At 37.5% G+C, this 17,292-nt stretch carries 17 protein-coding genes; 5 read left to right on the top strand and 12 right to left on the bottom strand.

The genetic code is table 11. The features are described 5' to 3' along the window. Nucleotides 1–5: 5 nt before the first annotated feature. The 3 genes from AC3FI7_RS04180 to AC3FI7_RS04170 form a co-directional block, all read right to left on the bottom strand. Nucleotides 6–1,181, bottom strand: a complete 1,176-nt coding sequence (locus tag AC3FI7_RS04180; protein WP_491461488.1) for an MFS transporter — start codon at nucleotides 1,179–1,181, stop codon at nucleotides 6–8. An 85-nt stretch (nucleotides 1,182–1,266) separates the two neighbouring features. Then, nucleotides 1,267–1,875 (bottom strand): hypothetical protein, encoded by a 609-nt coding sequence (locus tag AC3FI7_RS04175; protein WP_343658466.1) that lies wholly within the window; start codon nucleotides 1,873–1,875, stop codon nucleotides 1,267–1,269. Nucleotides 1,876–2,456: 581 nt separating this feature from the next. After that, nucleotides 2,457–3,239: a helix-turn-helix domain-containing protein gene (locus tag AC3FI7_RS04170; protein ID WP_142725705.1), complete on the bottom strand. Its 783-nt coding sequence runs from the start codon at nucleotides 3,237–3,239 to the stop codon at nucleotides 2,457–2,459. A gap of 72 nt (nucleotides 3,240–3,311) precedes the next feature. Here AC3FI7_RS04170 and AC3FI7_RS04165 point away from each other — a divergent pair, with 72 nt between their 5' ends. After that, nucleotides 3,312–4,517, top strand: a complete 1,206-nt coding sequence (locus AC3FI7_RS04165; RefSeq protein WP_491461487.1) for a CynX/NimT family MFS transporter — start codon at nucleotides 3,312–3,314, stop codon at nucleotides 4,515–4,517. Between the two features lie 78 nt (nucleotides 4,518–4,595). Here AC3FI7_RS04165 and AC3FI7_RS04160 read toward each other — a convergent pair whose 3' ends face one another. Continuing rightward, complete coding sequence (locus AC3FI7_RS04160; protein WP_491461486.1) at nucleotides 4,596–5,366, bottom strand: MBL fold metallo-hydrolase; 771 nt, start codon at nucleotides 5,364–5,366, stop codon at nucleotides 4,596–4,598. Nucleotides 5,367–5,458: 92 nt separating this feature from the next. On the opposite strand from AC3FI7_RS04160, the gene AC3FI7_RS04155 reads away from it, so the two are divergent. Beyond that, on the top strand, nucleotides 5,459–5,785 hold the full coding sequence (locus AC3FI7_RS04155) for a winged helix-turn-helix transcriptional regulator (protein ID WP_491461485.1): 327 nt from the start codon (nucleotides 5,459–5,461) through the stop codon (nucleotides 5,783–5,785). A gap of 263 nt (nucleotides 5,786–6,048) precedes the next feature. Here the strand turns inward: AC3FI7_RS04155 and AC3FI7_RS04150 are convergent, their stop codons facing one another. Further along, nucleotides 6,049–7,761: an RICIN domain-containing protein gene (locus tag AC3FI7_RS04150; protein WP_491461484.1), complete on the bottom strand. Its 1,713-nt coding sequence runs from the start codon at nucleotides 7,759–7,761 to the stop codon at nucleotides 6,049–6,051. A gap of 50 nt (nucleotides 7,762–7,811) precedes the next feature. Further along, entirely contained in the window at nucleotides 7,812–8,003 is a 192-nt protein-coding gene (locus tag AC3FI7_RS04145) for a hypothetical protein (protein ID WP_291897324.1), read from the bottom strand. A 544-nt stretch (nucleotides 8,004–8,547) separates the two neighbouring features. On the opposite strand from AC3FI7_RS04145, the gene AC3FI7_RS04140 reads away from it, so the two are divergent. After that, nucleotides 8,548–9,099, top strand: coding sequence for a hypothetical protein (locus tag AC3FI7_RS04140; protein ID WP_491461483.1), 552 nt, complete (start codon nucleotides 8,548–8,550; stop codon nucleotides 9,097–9,099). A gap of 121 nt (nucleotides 9,100–9,220) precedes the next feature. Here AC3FI7_RS04140 and bioA read toward each other — a convergent pair whose 3' ends face one another. Then, a complete protein-coding gene (gene bioA / locus AC3FI7_RS04135) occupies nucleotides 9,221–10,513 on the bottom strand; it encodes an adenosylmethionine--8-amino-7-oxononanoate transaminase (protein ID WP_142725711.1) in 1,293 nt (430 codons plus the stop codon). Between the two features lie 22 nt (nucleotides 10,514–10,535). Here bioA and AC3FI7_RS04130 point away from each other — a divergent pair, with 22 nt between their 5' ends. Next, nucleotides 10,536–10,715, top strand: coding sequence for a hypothetical protein (locus AC3FI7_RS04130; protein ID WP_114820171.1), 180 nt, complete (start codon nucleotides 10,536–10,538; stop codon nucleotides 10,713–10,715). 151 nt (nucleotides 10,716–10,866) lie between these two features. Here AC3FI7_RS04130 and bioB read toward each other — a convergent pair whose 3' ends face one another. The 4 genes from bioB to AC3FI7_RS04110 are packed head-to-tail and all read right to left on the bottom strand — an operon-like array spanning nucleotide 10,867 to nucleotide 14,244. Continuing rightward, nucleotides 10,867–11,850 (bottom strand): biotin synthase BioB, encoded by a 984-nt coding sequence (gene bioB / locus AC3FI7_RS04125; protein ID WP_491461482.1) that lies wholly within the window; start codon nucleotides 11,848–11,850, stop codon nucleotides 10,867–10,869. Next, a complete protein-coding gene (bioD, locus tag AC3FI7_RS04120; protein ID WP_491461481.1) occupies nucleotides 11,850–12,464 on the bottom strand; it encodes a dethiobiotin synthase in 615 nt (204 codons plus the stop codon). Before bioD ends, bioB begins: the two co-directional genes overlap by 1 nt. A gap of 48 nt (nucleotides 12,465–12,512) precedes the next feature. Beyond that, complete coding sequence (locus AC3FI7_RS04115) at nucleotides 12,513–13,628, bottom strand: aminotransferase class I/II-fold pyridoxal phosphate-dependent enzyme (protein WP_491461480.1); 1,116 nt, start codon at nucleotides 13,626–13,628, stop codon at nucleotides 12,513–12,515. Next, complete coding sequence (locus tag AC3FI7_RS04110) at nucleotides 13,621–14,244, bottom strand: hypothetical protein (RefSeq protein WP_491461479.1); 624 nt, start codon at nucleotides 14,242–14,244, stop codon at nucleotides 13,621–13,623. The genes AC3FI7_RS04115 and AC3FI7_RS04110 overlap by 8 nt, the downstream gene beginning before the upstream one ends. Before the next feature lie 66 nt (nucleotides 14,245–14,310). Between AC3FI7_RS04110 and AC3FI7_RS04105 the strand changes: the two genes are divergently transcribed. Next, nucleotides 14,311–15,801, top strand: a complete 1,491-nt coding sequence (locus AC3FI7_RS04105; RefSeq protein WP_491461478.1) for an aminotransferase-like domain-containing protein — start codon at nucleotides 14,311–14,313, stop codon at nucleotides 15,799–15,801. A gap of 302 nt (nucleotides 15,802–16,103) precedes the next feature. On the opposite strand, the gene AC3FI7_RS04100 is transcribed toward AC3FI7_RS04105, so the two are convergent. Beyond that, nucleotides 16,104–17,291: a PepSY-associated TM helix domain-containing protein gene (locus AC3FI7_RS04100; protein WP_343658454.1), complete on the bottom strand. Its 1,188-nt coding sequence runs from the start codon at nucleotides 17,289–17,291 to the stop codon at nucleotides 16,104–16,106. Nucleotide 17,292 lies beyond the last annotated feature (1 nt).

The raw sequence follows: 17,292 nt of genomic DNA, 5'->3' as shown, positions 1-17,292 counted from the left end.
CATATTTATTTTTTATTAAACAGTAAAATAATCATAGACACGACACCGCTGATGCCTCCGAACAGATAAACGGTCTGATAATCAAACCAGCCTGCGATTAATCCTGCAATGGGACCCGCCAGTCCTAATGAAAGATCCACAAATGCTACATAGGCTCCCAATGCTGTACCTCTCATCTGAGGTTTTACTTTTTGAATCGCGAGCACTCCCAAGGCTGGAAAAATCAGTGAAAATCCGACCCCCGTCAATCCACATCCGATAATGGCTAATGTTTTGGATGCAGATGCCCAGATCAGCATCTGTCCCACCACTTCAATGGTCAGTGAGATGAAAGCAATCGTAAAGCCTCCGTATTTATCAGGAAAAGAAGCAAAGAGAATCCTGGTAAAGACATAACAGGCCCCGAAGATGATAAAGGCAAGCGAAGCATCACCCCAGTTTTTTTGTAAGAAAAATAAAGCAATAAAAGAAGCAATACATCCAAAGGCCATTGATGAAAACGCAAGGCTTAATCCCTGTCCGGATATGGCACCGATTACTTTGTAGAAAGGGGTTCGGACGTGATCTTTATCTGTAGGAAGAGAAGGAAGTTTTGCCGTAGAAAGCCAGCTTACGATGGGAAGTAAAGCAATAAGAGCAAAAGCAGGCATAATGCTGTATTCTTTGCTTAGCCAGATGCTGACTGGAGCTCCGATTGCTATTCCGGCATACATGGCAATACCGTTCCAGGTCATTACTTTTCCGGAATTGGTATGCCCTACAAGGCCTATTCCCCATGTCAATGCTCCGGTAACCAGAAAGCTCTCACCCACACCATGTATAATCCGTGCTATTAAAAGAAAAGAAAGTGCCAGCAGTGGATGAGCCTGAAATAATACAGCCAGTATATAAGCTGCTCCCGCAATCACAGCCAATATCACACCGGACATTTTACTTGTCTTTGCTCCTTTTGTATCCGTAATTTTGCCGGAATAAGCTCGGGTTAAAAGTGTTGACAGAGACTGCAGGCCAATAACAAGTCCCACAATGATACTGTCAAGACCTAAATTACTCTGAACAAACCTGGGAAGTACGCCCAAAGCAATTCCTATTGTCAGGTAAACTCCGAATACCGAAATAATAATCGGAGTGGTTGCCTGATAGAAATTAATAGTCTGTCCTTTTTCTAATGTTGTACTCATAAATTTTGTTTAAAATATTCGGGTGCAAAGGTCCCCGAACAGTTAACACAAAACTTTGATCTAGATCAAAAAAGGTACAGTTGTTTTAATCGAAATCTAAAAAGCTATCGGTAAGCTGCTTCCATTGTATTTTGGCAACTCCAAAAATCCCGGGAACAGCAATGAATAGATTTCTTATTATGTCAAAGAATTTGGCATTAAAATTAGGTCTTTCATTTCGTCCATATACTGCTGCTTTTAAATAATCAGGACTTCTCGATATCATAAAGGTAGAAGTGGCTTCTGAACTGTAAAAATGAGCAACATGACGGTTTTTTTTATTTTGGGGATTTCTGGATGGCCTGCAGGTCATTGATATGCTTTCAGAAAAGCTGTCCTGATAAAAGCATATATCTGTCACTTCTACCCAGTCGTATCCTCTGGCCTCAGGCTCTCCCGGGCCCGGAATGTCAATCCGTATAAAATCTCCTTTTTGAGGTTCACGGTCTACAGGATTGCCATCAAAATCATATAATCTAAATGCGGCAAATGCCTTACCGCTATAGCTTTCCCATTGGTTCACTGAGAAAAACCTTTCTTTTAATATGGTAAACTTATGCGGAATCAAGTCCTGTTTAAATACTTTTCTGCTTTCCGTATCATGGAAACCGCCAAACTTTTGTGCAGGAACACTTTTTAATATTTTTGGACTCATATGATAGGGTTTTTAGCAAATTAATACAAAAATCCTCCAAAATTTTATGAGCAGGGTCACAAAAGAGTTAAACGTTTGTTTGAATATTTTGTGTAATCAGGTCTCGGTTGGCTAATAATTCACTTTTGAGAATTTATTCATTTTTGGGAAAAAACAGGCATACAATTCTTCAGTTAGCGAAATAAGTTTAATAAGATATGTTTTTATACTGTTAATTTCAGAATCCTAAAGAAAATGAAAGACATTTAGCAAATAATTATTTTTACTTAAAATAAATAATTTTTAAAAAAAATAAGCTTATAATGTTTTGCATAATATGTTTTTTGTTTATATTTGTGAATCGAAATAATTTTTTTTCATCATTTGTGTTTTTTTAAGGTCTCCACTCGTGGAGACCTTTTTGTTTTCAATTATCTCATAATTGAATATTGGCTGTTGAAGTGGAAAAATGGATGAAATGTGAAATATCTTATTTTTTATTATCGTCAATTGCTTTTATATAAAGGAATGGATGAAGTCTTGTGATGTTAATAACTCTCTTTTTTAATAAATTCAGACTGCCTTTGTGTGCGTTTCTAAGCCTATTGAATGGTTTTAATAAAATCAGTCGGCCTGAACTGCATTACAGATTGAAAGCTTCTGGTATAAGCCTGAACACTCTTATAGCCTACTTCATAGGCTGTTTCTGAAATCGTCAGATTACCCGAACTCAAGTATTCCAGACTCTTGATGATACGAAGCATTTGCTGATATTTGCTTAAGGTAAGTCCTGTTTCTTTTTTGAAGATGCGTTCCAGCGTACGGAGAGATAATAGAGCTGTATCGCTGAGATCTGTCATTTTGATTTCATTTCGGTAATGATTGTGCAGATGCTCTAAAACTTTTGTGAGGCGCTTGTCTTTTGGAAGGCTGATGTGGAGGGTTAGTGAATGTTCTACAAACTGAGGCAGTTCATTGAACAGCGCTTTAAGAAAAAAGATTTCATGATGATCTGTAGTCATCAGCTTAGACCATTTTTCTGCATATTTTATCATTTCCTTTAAAACAGATGGAACGGAAAATACGTTGACTTCATCATAAAAAGGATTGTCTGTATCAATATCTGCAAACATGATCATCAGCCTGATCTTCTCAGAATGGGAATTGGTTTTATGGACTGCATTAGGCGGGATCCATATGGCATGATTTTGAGGAAGGAGATAGATTTTTTCTTCAATAGTAATATACTGAAACCCACTCTCCACATACACGAGCTGGCCTTTCTGATGGTGATGAAGAACATCATCATGAACCCAGTTTTCTTCGAACCATACAAAATAAGGTTTTTTCAGGTCATCTATTTTTATAGTATCATTGGCATTCATGTCGTTTTAGGTTAAAATTTTGGCAAAATTAAACAAAATTACTGTGCTAATTTTGTACAAAAGTTTTTTATTATGATGAAGAATGAAGTAAAAAAGAATGCTTCGTATGTTTTATTGATTATTAATATTCTGGTTGTTGTACTGATTTCCAGCAATCTCCGCTCCCCAATTGTTGCAGTTGCGCCTGTGTTGGGAGAAGTAAGAGATGCCTTGCATCTGGATAATTTTCAGGTGAGTTTACTGACTTCTATTCCACTGTTTATGTTTGCTGCCTGTTCTGTGCTGGTGAGCAGATTTTCCAATAAGTTCGGAATCAGTAAACTGCTGATGTATTCTCTGATTATTTTAAGCTTTGGTTTATTTTTAAGAATAAGCGGATCTCTTTGGCTTTTATTTTTAGGTTCTCTATTCATTGGCTTGGGAATATGCATTGGAAATGTAGTTACTCCCGGATATGTTAAAAATAATTTCCCGAAACAGATTGGTCTCATGACAGGCATTTTTGCTGTATCGATGAATCTTACAGCAGCTCTGGCTTCAGGGTTTAGCGTGAAAATCGGAGAATGGACAGGATTCGGATGGAAAGGTTCCCTGGGAATATGGCTGGTGATTGCGGCATTGGGTTTTATGGTTTTATCATTGGAATTCATATTCAATAAAAGAAATCCTGATCAGCCCAAAACGGCGCTCAGTACTTCAGATTTTAATATGTTCAGATCTGCTCAGGCATGGAATATCAGTATTTTTATGGGACTGCAGTCTTTATTTTATTACTGTCTGGTAGCCTGGCTGCCTTCATTTCTTGCTGATTTTCATATGCAGGGAGAAAGTTCAGGCTGGGTATTTTTTGTAATCCAGATTACGATGATTCCTGTTACGTTCTGTTGTCCGATTATTGCCAGTAAAATGAAAGACCAGAGAGCTATGATCCTTTTTATCTGCACTCTGATGTTCGGAAGTACCATGATGTTTGTCTTCCTGAAGTCTCAATGGATTTACGTAAATGCCGTGATCATAGGGATTTCCAATGGATTGTCTTTCAGTTTATCCATTCTGTTCTTTTCCACGAGAACGAAAAGCAGCATCAATGCGGTTAAAATATCAGGGATGGCACAGTCGGTAGGATATCTGATTGCCGCTTTTGGGCCTCCATTATTTGGTAAACTGCATGACTGGGATATTTCCTGGAACAGTTCGTTTTATTTATTGAGTTCGGCAGTATTGTTAATGCTCTATTTTGGGATGAAGGCTGTGAGAAATAAATATGTAGAAGATTAAGACATAAGTTTAAAGGATAGAAATTAATTAATCATTGCCTTCTATCCTTTTTTTTGCTTCTTTAAACAGTTTTATTAATTAAAATTTTAATTCAGCTTCTTCACCGTCATCAAGTACAAAACATCTCTTCTCCAGTCTGTTTTCATTTATTTTCTCTTTAATAAATTTTCTGTTTTCCCTGCAATGACTTAAAGTTTCCAGATGCGTTACCCAAACAGTAGACTCCGGCGCATATTCACAGACTTTTAAGATATCTTCACGGGTCATAATAATAGGATCTCCTATGGAAAAAGTAGCGGCGCCTCCTGCTACAATGATGTGTTGTGGCTGATGCTTATCGATTTCCTGAGCAATTTCATCGTACCAGATAGTATCTCCTGTGATGTATACTGATTTATTGTCTGTTTTAAATATAAAACCATTCACGATTCCCATTTTTTCTCCGATTTCTCCGGTTCCATGCTGTCCTTTGGTGGTTGATATCTCAATATTTTTGAATTGAACCGGCTCATTACTTACAGCAATAATGTTTGTGAATCCTTGTTCTGCAATTTGTTCCGAAATGATATCCGGGCAGACGAGCGGTATATTTTTATCAAGAAGTTCAATAGCTGCAGCGTCCCAATGATCAGGGTGAAGGTGGGTTACAGCAACTGCATCTACGCTTTCTAATTTTTTATTTAATTCTTCTTTACTGAAAGGCAGGTCTACGAGAGGATTGAGTAATTCGCTGTCTGTCATTGGCATTTTTCCTCTGGAACCTTTGTTTCCGAGCATCGGATCTATCAGAATAGAAACTCCATCAATATTCAATAGCAATGTTGCATTGCGCCATAATTGTAATTTCATTTTGGATATTTTTGTTGGATAAAGTTATTACCTTGTAAAAGTAAAACAATCGAAGGTTACCAAAAGGTTAACCATAAATATTTAACTGACCCATGAATTTTGAAGAATTTAAAAACTGTGGATTAAGACGAAGCCTGGATGTCCTTTCTGGTAAATGGAAGCCGCTGATCCTGCAAAACCTCTTTGAGGAAGATCAGGTACGTTTTGTGGAGCTTTGGCGGAATATGCCCAGGGTTTCAAAAAAAGTACTTGCAGAACAGTTAAAACAGCTGGAAGAAGATTTTATTATTGAACGGATTGAAGTGTATAATTTTCCGAGTGAAGTTTATTATAAACTAACAGAAAATGGACGAAAACTTGGACCTGTTCTTTCTGAACTTCATTTGTGGGGAAATGGATTGAGTAAGAAAATGGATTGAGTTGTCAGTCTGTAATAAGATCTTAAAATGAGTTTCTTTTTGTAGGGAAGTTTAGTTTTTTATTAAAGTTGTTAAACTTTACAAAAATCAGGTGTGTTTATTATGCGTAAAGCTTGATTCTAAAAAACTTAATTGGTTCAAAATAATCAATGTGAAAATTTAAACAGCTTCATTAAAAAAATCGCGGTAAGTAGTACTTACCGCGAAATGGTGTAAAAGATTTTAAAAATAAAATCACATTGATTTGTATCTTTTTGAATCGTTTAGTTCATCGCTATAAATTTGAACTTAAACAATTGACAGGATGTACCATAATAATCCCAAAGCTGCAAGTTTGAGTTACCATCCATAGTACAGTTAGGGATATCCCAACCACGTGTGGCATCCACTTTTGATAGTATTTTGTAGTAGCCATTGGAGACAGCGACTACCTGCCAGGCCTGTGCATCATTACCATAGTTCTGCCAAAGCCGTATTGAAGTTCCCAGTGTATTGCTGTTGCTGGTTAGGTCAATGCAACGATTGGTTGCACTGGCTTTCGACACAAAACGCCAGTACCCGTTACCGGCATCGATAGCAACCCATCGCTGTGCAGAAGCACCATTTCGTGTCCATGGTCTTAACACTGCGCCATTGGCATCCTCACCTGACTTTAAATCAAGTACTTTGTTCGCATCGGTCTGAAATTCGATTTCGTAAATACCATTGTTGATCAGGCTGCTGTTTGTATTACAGTTTCCAACAGGATAATTGGAAGATGCATATTGTTGGAACCACTGTTTAACTGGTGCAGCGCAGGCCTCCCAATCGTTGTTATAGGCTGTTCCTGCATTAGGGTCACCCTTGTGGAGGAGGTTATCCGGGGCAAGAACATTCCAGCTTACATTACCCGATTGATCCGCAATATATTTCAGATTTGCACCAAATCCGCTTCCGCCTGCTGTCCCGGTTGTTCCGATACCAAAGGTTCCATATCCCTGAGGAGCCCAGTCGGTTTCGGTAATGGCAATCGGTGCAATGTCTGCAATAGGCTTAACGTTAATATTCCATGCATTTTGAAAGGATTGATAGTTGCTGAGACCACCCCAGTAACCCGGATAGATGTGAACGGCATATCCGATATTACCACCTGTGATCTGGTTATTGACATAGCCCTGATAATGCGACTGCCACCCTGTACCCGGTATCCAGCAGACATTATTGGCCCCGTTGTTACGGATGATATTGACTAATGGCTGGAAGAAGTTTTTAAGTGCTGCAAAGTGCTCGTTCCCCGTTGATCCCCATGTTCCGTTTGTCCCGAGGATCTCGACAGGTTCGTTGGCCAGTTCGAACATTACATTGTCAGCGTTCTTCAGGCTAGGATGTTGAGACAAAAATGTCCATACCGTTTTAAGATAACTATGATAGGCATCGTTCACGGCAATACGGTTTGGACATACACCTGGCGGGCGTAGGATCACATACATTCCCAGGCTGCGGGCATGGTTGATCAGTGGAATAATCACCTGATCCGTATAAGTTACCAGGCGGTTGTAATTGAATCTTGAGATATCGTTCTCAGGGATAGCCGGTCCGGGATCATTGGTCCAATACGGATCAATATGAAGGCGGATGTAATTGAGATACCAGCCATCGGCAGAGCTGCTGAGCTTATTCATGACAGCTTTGTTGTAGTTCAGAGCTCCCTGAACATTGTAATTGTCCCAGGTACAGTATCCGGAATTGGCACCGTACTGGCATCCATTAAACCAGGGGCTGGGTGTTATGGCAACCCCATGTAAGACAACGTTATTGCCACACGGATCTTGGAGGTATCTGCCTCCGACATGCAATGTTGGTGTTGCGGCCAATGCTCTTGCGCTGGCATTGAGGTTGGTTTCGGGTTCTTCGAGTAAATTTTTCTCATCCATCGTAGAACAGCTGGAAAGAATAATTAACAGAAAGGCCAGTAGCCACATTTTGTTTGTTTTCATAGTTTAAATATTAATATTAAAAGGTGATTTTATTTTACTCATCAATGTTTCTATTCCCTAGCCTGTACAGGAGGGTTGGATGTTTTAATTTTAATTGGACGGTAAGGTAATGCTGCAACACTGTAATGATCACTCAATAGGATACTGAGTATGATCTTTGTTGCTTTGTTCTCAGATTTCAGAACAATGGAATCGTTTCTATTCCTGTTGAGAGTGTTTCTTCTCATTTCTGGATCATCCATCTTAAATATGATATTATGAAAATCCGAATTCTAATCGAGAACTATTGTTAGTTTGTGATAAAAATACATATATTATTAAATATAAATCAATATTTATTTAAAATTAACATAAAAAAATCAATATCATAAATAAGATAATCAGTAAATAGTCATAAGGTTTTTATAATAAAGAAAATAAACAGAACCTTATCATAATTTTTTTTTATGATATAGATGAAAAAAAACGGAAGTCATATTTATTTTGTATCAAAACTTTTAATATTAGCTCAAAAAAACCTCACAAAAAAAACGAGATTCCTATTAAATCATCAATGAAATTATTGTAAGGGAAAATATAATTACTGATTTTGATGATTTTTGGTGGAGATTAAATGTCCCTTAGAATCCATTTACAGATAATGCCTTTTGTCCAGAATCTATTTTTCATGTCTTCTCCAGACTTTATTTCATTTTTTGTACCTTTAAATGGATAATCTTCTGGGAGCCCTTTTTATCCGAAAAGGTTAACAGATTCAGTATAAAAGACTAATAACAATTTTTACAAATGAAAAGAATCATTATTTTGATTTCCTGTGTATTAGCTGCATGGGGACATGCTCAGACTACACTGCCGTCCATTCAAAGATTTACTACAACTTCCCGCGGACTATCTGTCAATTCAAGAAAAGGAACATTGATTGAGAAAAAAATAAGTAATGTTGGTAGGTTTAAGAATCTGAATATTCAGAAAATCGTAACCAAAGATGTTTCAGATAATTCACCAGAAACTCTTCTGGGAATTATGTATGAATACGAAACTTTTGATGAAATCTCCAAGAAGACACTCACTATAGATAAAAATGAATTGGAAAAGCTGATCCAGGCTCTTCAGATCATGGAACAGAAAGAAAATGAAAAAACAAATCAGGAAACCAAATATAAATTCGTTACCATGAGTAATATTGAATTCGGAAGTGTTTATCGGGAAAAACTTTCTTCGTGGCTTCATTATATAAAAATCCCATCCAATCATTTTAATCAGAATGTACTGGATTTCAATAAAGATGAACTGAAGGAGCTAATTGCTATTTTAAAGAAAGCAGAACAGGAACTCTAAGAAACAATCAGACAACTATTGTGGATGTAAAACGCTAACTGCAAAAAATTTAAAAACCTTATAGGTTTCCAGAACCTATAAGGTTAAAAAATTAAAAAAAATTATTACCTGAAGGGATCGTTTAATCTCTAAACTGATCCAAAACTTCCATAATATTCTGATATACAAAATCCAATTCTTGGGAAGTAATACAATATGGCGGAACCAGATAGATTACATTTCCCAGCGGCCTCATAATAATCCCTCTCTGTAAGAATTCATTGTACAGCTTCTTCCCTATCTCATTGAAATAAGAAGTATCATTCCCGGTTTTAAAATCGAAAGCTAAAATAGTTCCGATCTGTCTAACCTTTTCTACATGAGGATGTAAAGCAAGTGTTTTTACAAACTCTGAATGTTGATGAGCAATGCGGTTGATATTCATTTGAGTTTCGTTTGTCAAAAGTATTTCCATACTGGCGAGAGCAGCCGTACAGGCTAAAGGATTTGCAGTGAACGAATGTCCGTGAAATAAGGTTTTATAACGGTCATCCGACAGAAAAGCATTGTAAATTTCATTGGAACAGGTGGTGATTCCCATGGGCATCGTGCCTCCCGTTAAACCTTTTGAAAAACACATAATGTCAGGCTTTTCCGTAAGATAATCTGCTGCGAAAAGCTTACCTGTTCTCCCAAATCCGGTAAAAACTTCATCCTGAATCATAAGAATGCCTTCTTCTCTGCAGTATTTCATCAGCTGGCTGAGATCTTCAGGTTTATACATCAACATTCCGGCAGCTCCCTGAATTAGCGGTTCATAGATAAAGCAGGCTACTTCATCAGCGCGTTCTTTAATCTGCGCATGCAGGCTTTCCAGATTTTCTGAATTGGGTGTGTCAATAAATACAACTTCAAACAGCATGCTTTCAAAAGGTCTTGTCCAGAAACTTTTTCCACTTACAGACATCGCTCCGAAGGTGTCTCCGTGATAAGCATTTTTAAAAGCTAAAATCTTTGTCTTCTTCTGTTCTTTATTGTATGCATATTGAATACACATTTTTAAAGCAACTTCTACTGCTGTAGACCCGTTATCTGAATAAAAAACTTTTTCCTGGCCAGCCGGAAGAAGTTTCAGTAAATTTTCTGAAAGCTGTACGGCTGGTTCATGCGTAAATCCCGCAAAAATAACCTGCTCCAATGTATTTAACTGTTCAAAAACACGCTGTGCAATATAAGGATGAGAATGTCCGTGCAACGTAACCCACCAGGATGAAACAACATCCAGATATTTTTTTCCTTCGTTGTCATACAAGTAAATTCCTTTTCCCTTTACAATTGGAATGGCATCATCAGCTGTTTTCATCTGGGTGTAAGGATGCCAATTGACTGCTCTATCCCTCTGTTGAAGGCTGATTTCTTTTGTTATTGTATTCATATTATAGATCTAAAAAGTAGAAATGAGTGATGGAATTGGATTTAACAATAATTTAGTTGAATATGTTGGCGTAAATGTTGGATTAATCGCAAAGGCGCAAAGTTTTATCATAGATTGCGAATATTTTAAGGCGCAAGAAAATCAAAGATTTTCAGCAAAGAATGTGTTTAATTTTATCGGAGATAAAATCCTTGCGCCTTAAAATATTTCTTACTACAAAAGATTTTGCGTCTTTGCGTTTTCCAACTTGTACTGCAGTTTATAAAAATTCAAAAACCAATTTTATAATAAGCGCTATAATACCAATAATCCAACTCATCACTCATCATTTATCATTTATAATTCATAATTATCTAACAGCATGTTTCTTTTTTCATCATAGGTTTCAGTCCTAAGGTCTGCAGCATCTGCATGTCTTCAGATACACCCGGATTAGGTGTTACTAAGAGCGTTTCTCTTTCTCCCGTAAAAATAGAATTGGCTCCTGCCATAAAGCACCATGCCTGTTCTGTTTCAGACATTTCTATACGCCCGGCACTTAGTCTTACCATAGAAGATGGCATTACGATTCTTGCGGTAGCGATCATTCTCACCATTTCCCAGGTATCCACTTTTTCATTATCGGCCAGTGGTGTTCCTTCTACCCTTGCCAATGCATTGATAGGAACAGATTCCGGATGTTTTGGCATTGTTGCCAGTGTAAGAAGCATTGAAATTCTGTCTCTGTGTGTTTCACCAAGCCCGATAATTCCTCCGGAACATACTGTGATTCCTGCTTTTCTTACATTGTTTATCGTATTGATTCTGTTGTCAAAGGTTCTGGTAGAGATGATCTCCTCATAATACTGCTCAGAGGTATCAAGGTTGTGATTGTAAGCGTACAATCCGGCTTCCTGAAGCCTTACAGCCTGTTCTTCCGTAAGCATCCCTAACGTACAGCAGACTTCAAGACCAAGGTTATTTACTCCTTTCACCATGTCAATCACTCTGTCAAAATCACTGTTATTACGAACTTCACGCCATGCTGCCGCCATACAGAACCTTGAAGATCCCGAATCTTTTGCTTTTTGTGCATGGGCAATTACGGTTTCTGTAGGTAATAAAGCCTGTACTTTGATGTTGGTGTGATAACGTGCTGCCTGTCCGCAGTAGGAGCAGTCTTCAGGACATCCACCTGTTTTGATGGATAATAAAGTAGATATCTGCACTTCGGAAGGATCATGCCATTGGCGGTGTACAGTGGCTGCTTTATAGATCAGTTCCATCAGAGGAAGGTGATAAATTTCCTCAATTTCTTCTTTCGTCCAATTGTTTCTCAATGTTGTTTTTGTATCCATTATCCTATTTTTGTTATTGTTAATTGCTTTGCAGCAAGTTGTATAGATTCCTTATCTGTTTTTTTGATTTCGGGAATCTTTATAATTTTTGTTTCTTTTTCGATAAAACTGCAGATCACTCTTTCTGTATCCTTCGGAAAGTCTCCGTTAAGAATTAAATACTCAAGCTGAATTTCTCTTTGTTGTAAAGCCAGGATGGAGAGCAAGCTATGATTGATGCAGCCTAAATAATTTCTGATTACCAATGCTACAGGAAGACTTAATTCTTCAATGAGATCAATCATAAAAGTAGTGTCTGAAATGGGTACCATAAGTCCTCCGGCTCCTTCTACAATTAATGGGCTTGCTGTTTTTGGGAGTTGAAAATCATTCAGATTGATGGTGATATTTTCTTCTTTTGCAGACTGATGGGGTGAGGCTGCCAGCTGTAAACGGTAAGTTTCAGGATGACAGATATTTGTATCAGTCCATGCTTCAATTTTATGACTGTCTGTATAGTGCAGATCACCTGACTGTATGGGTTTCCAGTATTCTGTTTTAAAATGCTGAACCAAAACGGCTGAGCACACTGTCTTTCCTATTTCGGTTCCTATTCCTGTTATAAATAATTTCATTTTTTTGTGATTCGGGGATTCGTGTTCCGGGTTTTGAATGTTATTTCTTTAGTTTTCAATAAATTCTTCAATAATTCCTGTCAGTTTTACAATTTCCTCTTCTGTGTTAAAGCTGTGGAGGCATATTCTTAACCTTTCACTTCCTGCTTTTACTGTGGGACTGTAGATGGCATAGGTTAAAAATCCTTCCTCAGATAAAGCATCCTGTAAGCTTTTCAGTCTTTGGTTATCCGGTATTATAATAGCCTGAACCGGACTTACTTCTGCGGACGGAGACTGTAAATTCCTGCTTCGGAAAGTTTTAATATTGTTCTGAAGCTGAATGGCCAGGTGATGATTTTGATCTAAAAAATCATATCCTGTTTTGATACTCATCCACTGAAAATCCTGTGCTGATGTGGTATAAATGAAAGGACTTGCAAAATTGATCAGGTAAGATTTCACTGTTTCATTGCAAAGAATTGAGGCGCCATGAGCTCCGAGAGCTTTTCCATAGGTTATGACTGCGGCAGAAATCTGATGCTGTAATTGATATTGTTCAATCAGTCCATATCCGAAGACTCCAAAAGCGTGAGCTTCATCTACAATCAGAGAGGCTTTGTATTTACTGGCGAGTGAAGCGATTTCCCGGATCGGAGCAAAATCACCTTCCATAGAATAAAGGCTTTCTATTGCGATATAGCAGTGATTTTTTTGTTTTTTTAAAATGTTTTTAAGATCTTTAAGGTCATTATGTTTGAATTTCAGTTTTTTAGCATTCGATAATTTACAGCCGTCATGCACTGACCGATGGATCTGTTCGTCCACAATCACGGTATCGTGACGGCTTGGAAGTGTAGAAAACAAAGCCAGATTGGCATTGTATCCGGACGGAAAAAGTAACGCAGACTCAAACTGATGTTTTTGAGCAATATCCTTTTCCACAGAAACTGCAATATCGCTGTTTCCGCTAATTAGCCTTGAACCTGTACTTCCGGAAAGCAGCTGAGGGTTATCTGTAATCTTTTGTAGTAGTAAATATTGAAGTTCTTTACTTCTTGCAAATCCCAGATAATCATTGGAATAAAAATCAATTCCATCAGATTGAAGTTTTAAACGCCTTAATGTTCCCTCCTCTTTTCTTTTGTCAAGAGATTCCTGAAAACGAGAGGTGTTGTTAAGCATAATTCAGCTGAGCTACTTCCTGGGTAATCGCATTAATCCATTCTTCATGCAGTTCTTTTTCTATCGTTAAAATATGGTCGGCATGATGCTTCCAGTCAGATGAAAACTCATTAAGCTGATGAATCATTTCTTCCAGATGTCCCTCTTCTTCAAGAATAATAGATTTTACCATGATTTTAGAAGAAGCTTCGGTAAGCGTCTGCTGATAGACCGGATAAAGCTCATCTGCACGAACCTCAATGGCATAGGTTACAAAAAGGTAGGCTGCATATTTAATATCTACCTTATCAAGATTGAATGCTTTTTGAAGATATCGACAGGCTTTAATATCCAAAGAGTGAAGATATTGGCTTGTTGCAATAGGCGCCAGAAGTTCTGTGCTTTCGTAAGTTTTGCAGAGCTCAGGGTTTATTTTGCCAATTTGTTTTTTTAAATAATAAGCGTGGCGGTGCTCTTCAGCAGCATGTTTCAGCTGGATCTGAGAAACCAGGGTTGGATGTTCACATTTTGATATTTTTCTTGCACCGGCATTTTCCATAAAAGAAAGAGTGTTCAGCCATTTGGCGTGGGTACTTCCTTCCTGTACAATTTTTTTTAACAGATGATGAAATTCCATAGATTTTTATTTTGATGTCAAAAGTAGTATATTGCCGGATGGTTACATGGTGCCAGTTTTGATATTATGGATAGTCCGGTTAAAATTCCTTATGAAAGTTTTATAAAAATTGATAGAAAATCAGAGACTTCTATCTATCTGCAGATTGCTAATCAGCTGATCAATGCCATTCAGAGAGGGTTTTTACCTTTTGGAACGAAGCTTCCCGGGACAAGAACATTCAGTGAAATGTTGGAAATCCACAGAAATACAGCAGTTGCCGTGTACGATGAATTGTCGGCTCAGGGCTGGACGGAGAGTTTTCCCAACAAAGGAACTTTTGTGATCGGAAAAGATCAGGAAAAACCTGTTAAATTGAACGATTTTGAACAAAATAGCCTTCAAAACTACCCTGTTTCGACTGGTTTTTCATTCAAAACATCCAATATTTTAGATAATCCTTTCGAGCATTCCAATTGTGAATATATCTTTAATGATGGGGTGCCGGATATCCGTTTAACTCAAATTGGGCAGCATTCCCGGTTTTACAGTTCTATTTTGAAACGTAAATCAAACCAAAAAGCGTTGGGACATTATAATCATGATGGAAGTGAATTTTTTAAAGAACATTTATCCCAATACCTTAATCTTTCCCGTGGACTTCCCATCTCCAAGAACAATCTGCTCATCACCCGAAGTACGGAAATGAGTATTTATATTGTTTCCGAGATTCTTCTTTCTGCCGGAGATACCGTATTGGTAGGTGCTTTGAGTTATTTCTCCGTCAATATGATCTTTATGAAAGCTGGGGTTGATATTGTTTCTATTCCTATTGATGAGGAAGGAATTATTGTAGAAAGTGTACGGGAAGCCTGTAAAAAGCAGAAAATACGGATGCTTTATCTTACTCCTCACCACCACTATCCTACTACCGTTGCACTGAGTGCACAAAGAAGGTTTGAATTATTGGAATTGGCCAATGAATATGGATTTATTATCCTGGAAGATGATTATGATTACGAATTTCACTACGATAAAAGTCCGATTCTTCCATTAGCCAGTGCAGATACGAACGGAATGGTAATTTATATTGGTTCTTTCGGAAAGTCTTTAGCTCCCGGATTCAGGACAGGTTTTATTGTTGCTCCGGAGAATCTGATGACGGAAATGCGTAAATATCTCGGGATTATCGATCGTCAGGGAGATATTCTGATGGAAAGGGCGCTTGGAGAAATGATTGCGGAAGGGGAAATTAACCGTTATCTGAAAAAATCTTTAAAAGTATATCAGGAAAGGCGTGATTATTTTGCTTTGCTGTTAGAAGAAAATCTTGGGGATTTTATTACTTTTCAAAGACCTTCCGGAGGGCTTGCTATATGGCTGGAATGGAATATTCCGCTGAATCTGATGCAGCTTAGCCGAAATTGTGTGAAAGACAATCTATTTATTCCCAAAACATTGCTGTATCAGAATAAAGGGCTTACAGCCATGCGTTTAGGGTTTGGAGATCTTAATTTTGAAGAGATGAATAAAGGAATTGAAGTTTTTTCGAAGAATGTGAAGGGATTGATAAGCTGATTATTTATTTGTTGGAAAACGCGAAGCCGCAAATAATGGCTAAAACAATGCGTTTTAAGGCGCGAGGATTTTATCTGCGATAAAATTTGATACTTTATATTTTACTTTTGAAAGAAGAAAAGGCTATGCCAAAGGTCAAATGATTTGACTTTTGTCATTGACTACGTCGAATCTTCGATTTCTGACGAAGGAAGAATCTCAATAATATCCTTTATGTGATTCTTCACTACATATCTGAACTACGTTCGCAGACTTTCAGTCTGTGCTCAGAATGACTCTTTTGAGACAACCTCTTCTCTTTATTAATGATGATGAGGAAAAACTACTTTGTTCTTCTTATGTTTTGGTTTCTTCTTTTTCTTATTCAAATAGATAATAAAACCGGTAATTGGGAGTGACAGTGCGATAATTGCTGCCAGAAAATAGATAATTCTGGTGGTCAGTCCCAGGATACTTCCGGTATGAAGATCATAATTTCTTTCTCTTAATGCGGTTCCATATCCGATATTGTTGTTTTTATACGATTGAGATTTTAAAATATCTCCTGAATACTGATCAAAATTAAAGTGTTCATTTCTATACTGCCTTCCATCATAAGTGAGCTCGGCATAATAGGTTCCATCTTCTGATTTTGGAAAATTGACAAGTGCTGATTTTTTGTTTTTCAATTCTTTTTCCATAGTATTTCCGATCAGATTGAGGATATTTTCCCGATTTGAAAATTCCTCGAAAGAGATTATACTTTTGACTCTCTTTTCTGTGGGGGTATTTCCGTTCAGTGTGTTCTTTACCCATTTATCTACATCCTTAAAGCTCCATATCAATGCGGAATAAGAGATTAAGAGTAAAGGAATGATGGCATAGAATCCTAACACATTATGAGCATCATAGTTAATCCTTTTCCAATTGGCTGATACTTTAATGAAAAACATTCCTTTCAGCATGGCTTTACTCATTTTGCGGGGGTACCATATCACAAGCCCTGATAGAAGGATTACAGCCAATACCAGTGTGGAATAACCGGTAATTGTTTTTCCGATTTTTTCACCCAGCAGAAGTCTTCTGTGAAGATCCAGTACAATTTCGAAGAAGTCTTTTTTGGCATCTTCTACTTCCTGCACTTTTCCGGTGTAAGGATCTACATAAATTCGATAATAATAAAGATAAGTTCCCCAATACGTCCATGCTTCATCATTCATTTTTAAGGTACGGAATACATAGGTTCGTGATGGATCGGAAGACATAACGACTCTTTTGACTTTTAAGCCTTCGGGAAGCGCCTTTTCTGCTTTTTCCGTAAGTTCAGCCAGGGAGAGTTTGTTTCTTCCAATATTTTCAACGTAATATCTGCTGGGGTGAACCATATGTTTTAATTCTTCTTCAAAAGCCAGGATACATCCTGTAGCGGCCATGATAACAACGATAAGCCCGGACGTGAGTCCGAGCCATAGATGTAACTGATATGCAATTTTTCTAAACTTCAGCTTCATT

The sequence above is a fragment of the Chryseobacterium sp. TQ-BC-N36 genome (genome assembly GCF_058382295.1).
The sequence above is the reverse complement of the archived record's forward strand: the minus strand, read 5'-3'. Positions and strand labels throughout refer to the sequence as shown.

Coding starts and splice junctions, on each gene's coding strand:
- AC3FI7_RS04130 (WP_114820171.1), top strand. CDS start 10,536: ATGAGTGATGGAATTGGATTTAACAATAATTTAGTTGAATATGTTGGC.
- AC3FI7_RS04110 (WP_491461479.1), bottom strand. CDS start 14,244: ATGGAATTTCATCATCTGTTAAAAAAAATTGTACAGGAAGGAAGTACC.
- AC3FI7_RS04160 (WP_491461486.1), bottom strand. CDS start 5,366: ATGAAATTACAATTATGGCGCAATGCAACATTGCTATTGAATATTGAT.
- AC3FI7_RS04155 (WP_491461485.1), top strand. CDS start 5,459: ATGAATTTTGAAGAATTTAAAAACTGTGGATTAAGACGAAGCCTGGAT.
- AC3FI7_RS04170 (WP_142725705.1), bottom strand. CDS start 3,239: ATGAATGCCAATGATACTATAAAAATAGATGACCTGAAAAAACCTTAT.
- bioA (WP_142725711.1), bottom strand. CDS start 10,513: ATGAATACAATAACAAAAGAAATCAGCCTTCAACAGAGGGATAGAGCA.
- AC3FI7_RS04115 (WP_491461480.1), bottom strand. CDS start 13,628: ATGCTTAACAACACCTCTCGTTTTCAGGAATCTCTTGACAAAAGAAAA.
- AC3FI7_RS04100 (WP_343658454.1), bottom strand. CDS start 17,291: ATGAAGCTGAAGTTTAGAAAAATTGCATATCAGTTACATCTATGGCTC.
- AC3FI7_RS04105 (WP_491461478.1), top strand. CDS start 14,311: ATGGATAGTCCGGTTAAAATTCCTTATGAAAGTTTTATAAAAATTGAT.
- bioB (WP_491461482.1), bottom strand. CDS start 11,850: ATGGATACAAAAACAACATTGAGAAACAATTGGACGAAAGAAGAAATT.
- bioD (WP_491461481.1), bottom strand. CDS start 12,464: ATGAAATTATTTATAACAGGAATAGGAACCGAAATAGGAAAGACAGTG.
- AC3FI7_RS04140 (WP_491461483.1), top strand. CDS start 8,548: ATGAAAAGAATCATTATTTTGATTTCCTGTGTATTAGCTGCATGGGGA.
- AC3FI7_RS04165 (WP_491461487.1), top strand. CDS start 3,312: ATGATGAAGAATGAAGTAAAAAAGAATGCTTCGTATGTTTTATTGATT.
- AC3FI7_RS04175 (WP_343658466.1), bottom strand. CDS start 1,875: ATGAGTCCAAAAATATTAAAAAGTGTTCCTGCACAAAAGTTTGGCGGT.
- AC3FI7_RS04180 (WP_491461488.1), bottom strand. CDS start 1,181: ATGAGTACAACATTAGAAAAAGGACAGACTATTAATTTCTATCAGGCA.
- AC3FI7_RS04150 (WP_491461484.1), bottom strand. CDS start 7,761: ATGAAAACAAACAAAATGTGGCTACTGGCCTTTCTGTTAATTATTCTT.
- AC3FI7_RS04145 (WP_291897324.1), bottom strand. CDS start 8,003: ATGGATGATCCAGAAATGAGAAGAAACACTCTCAACAGGAATAGAAAC.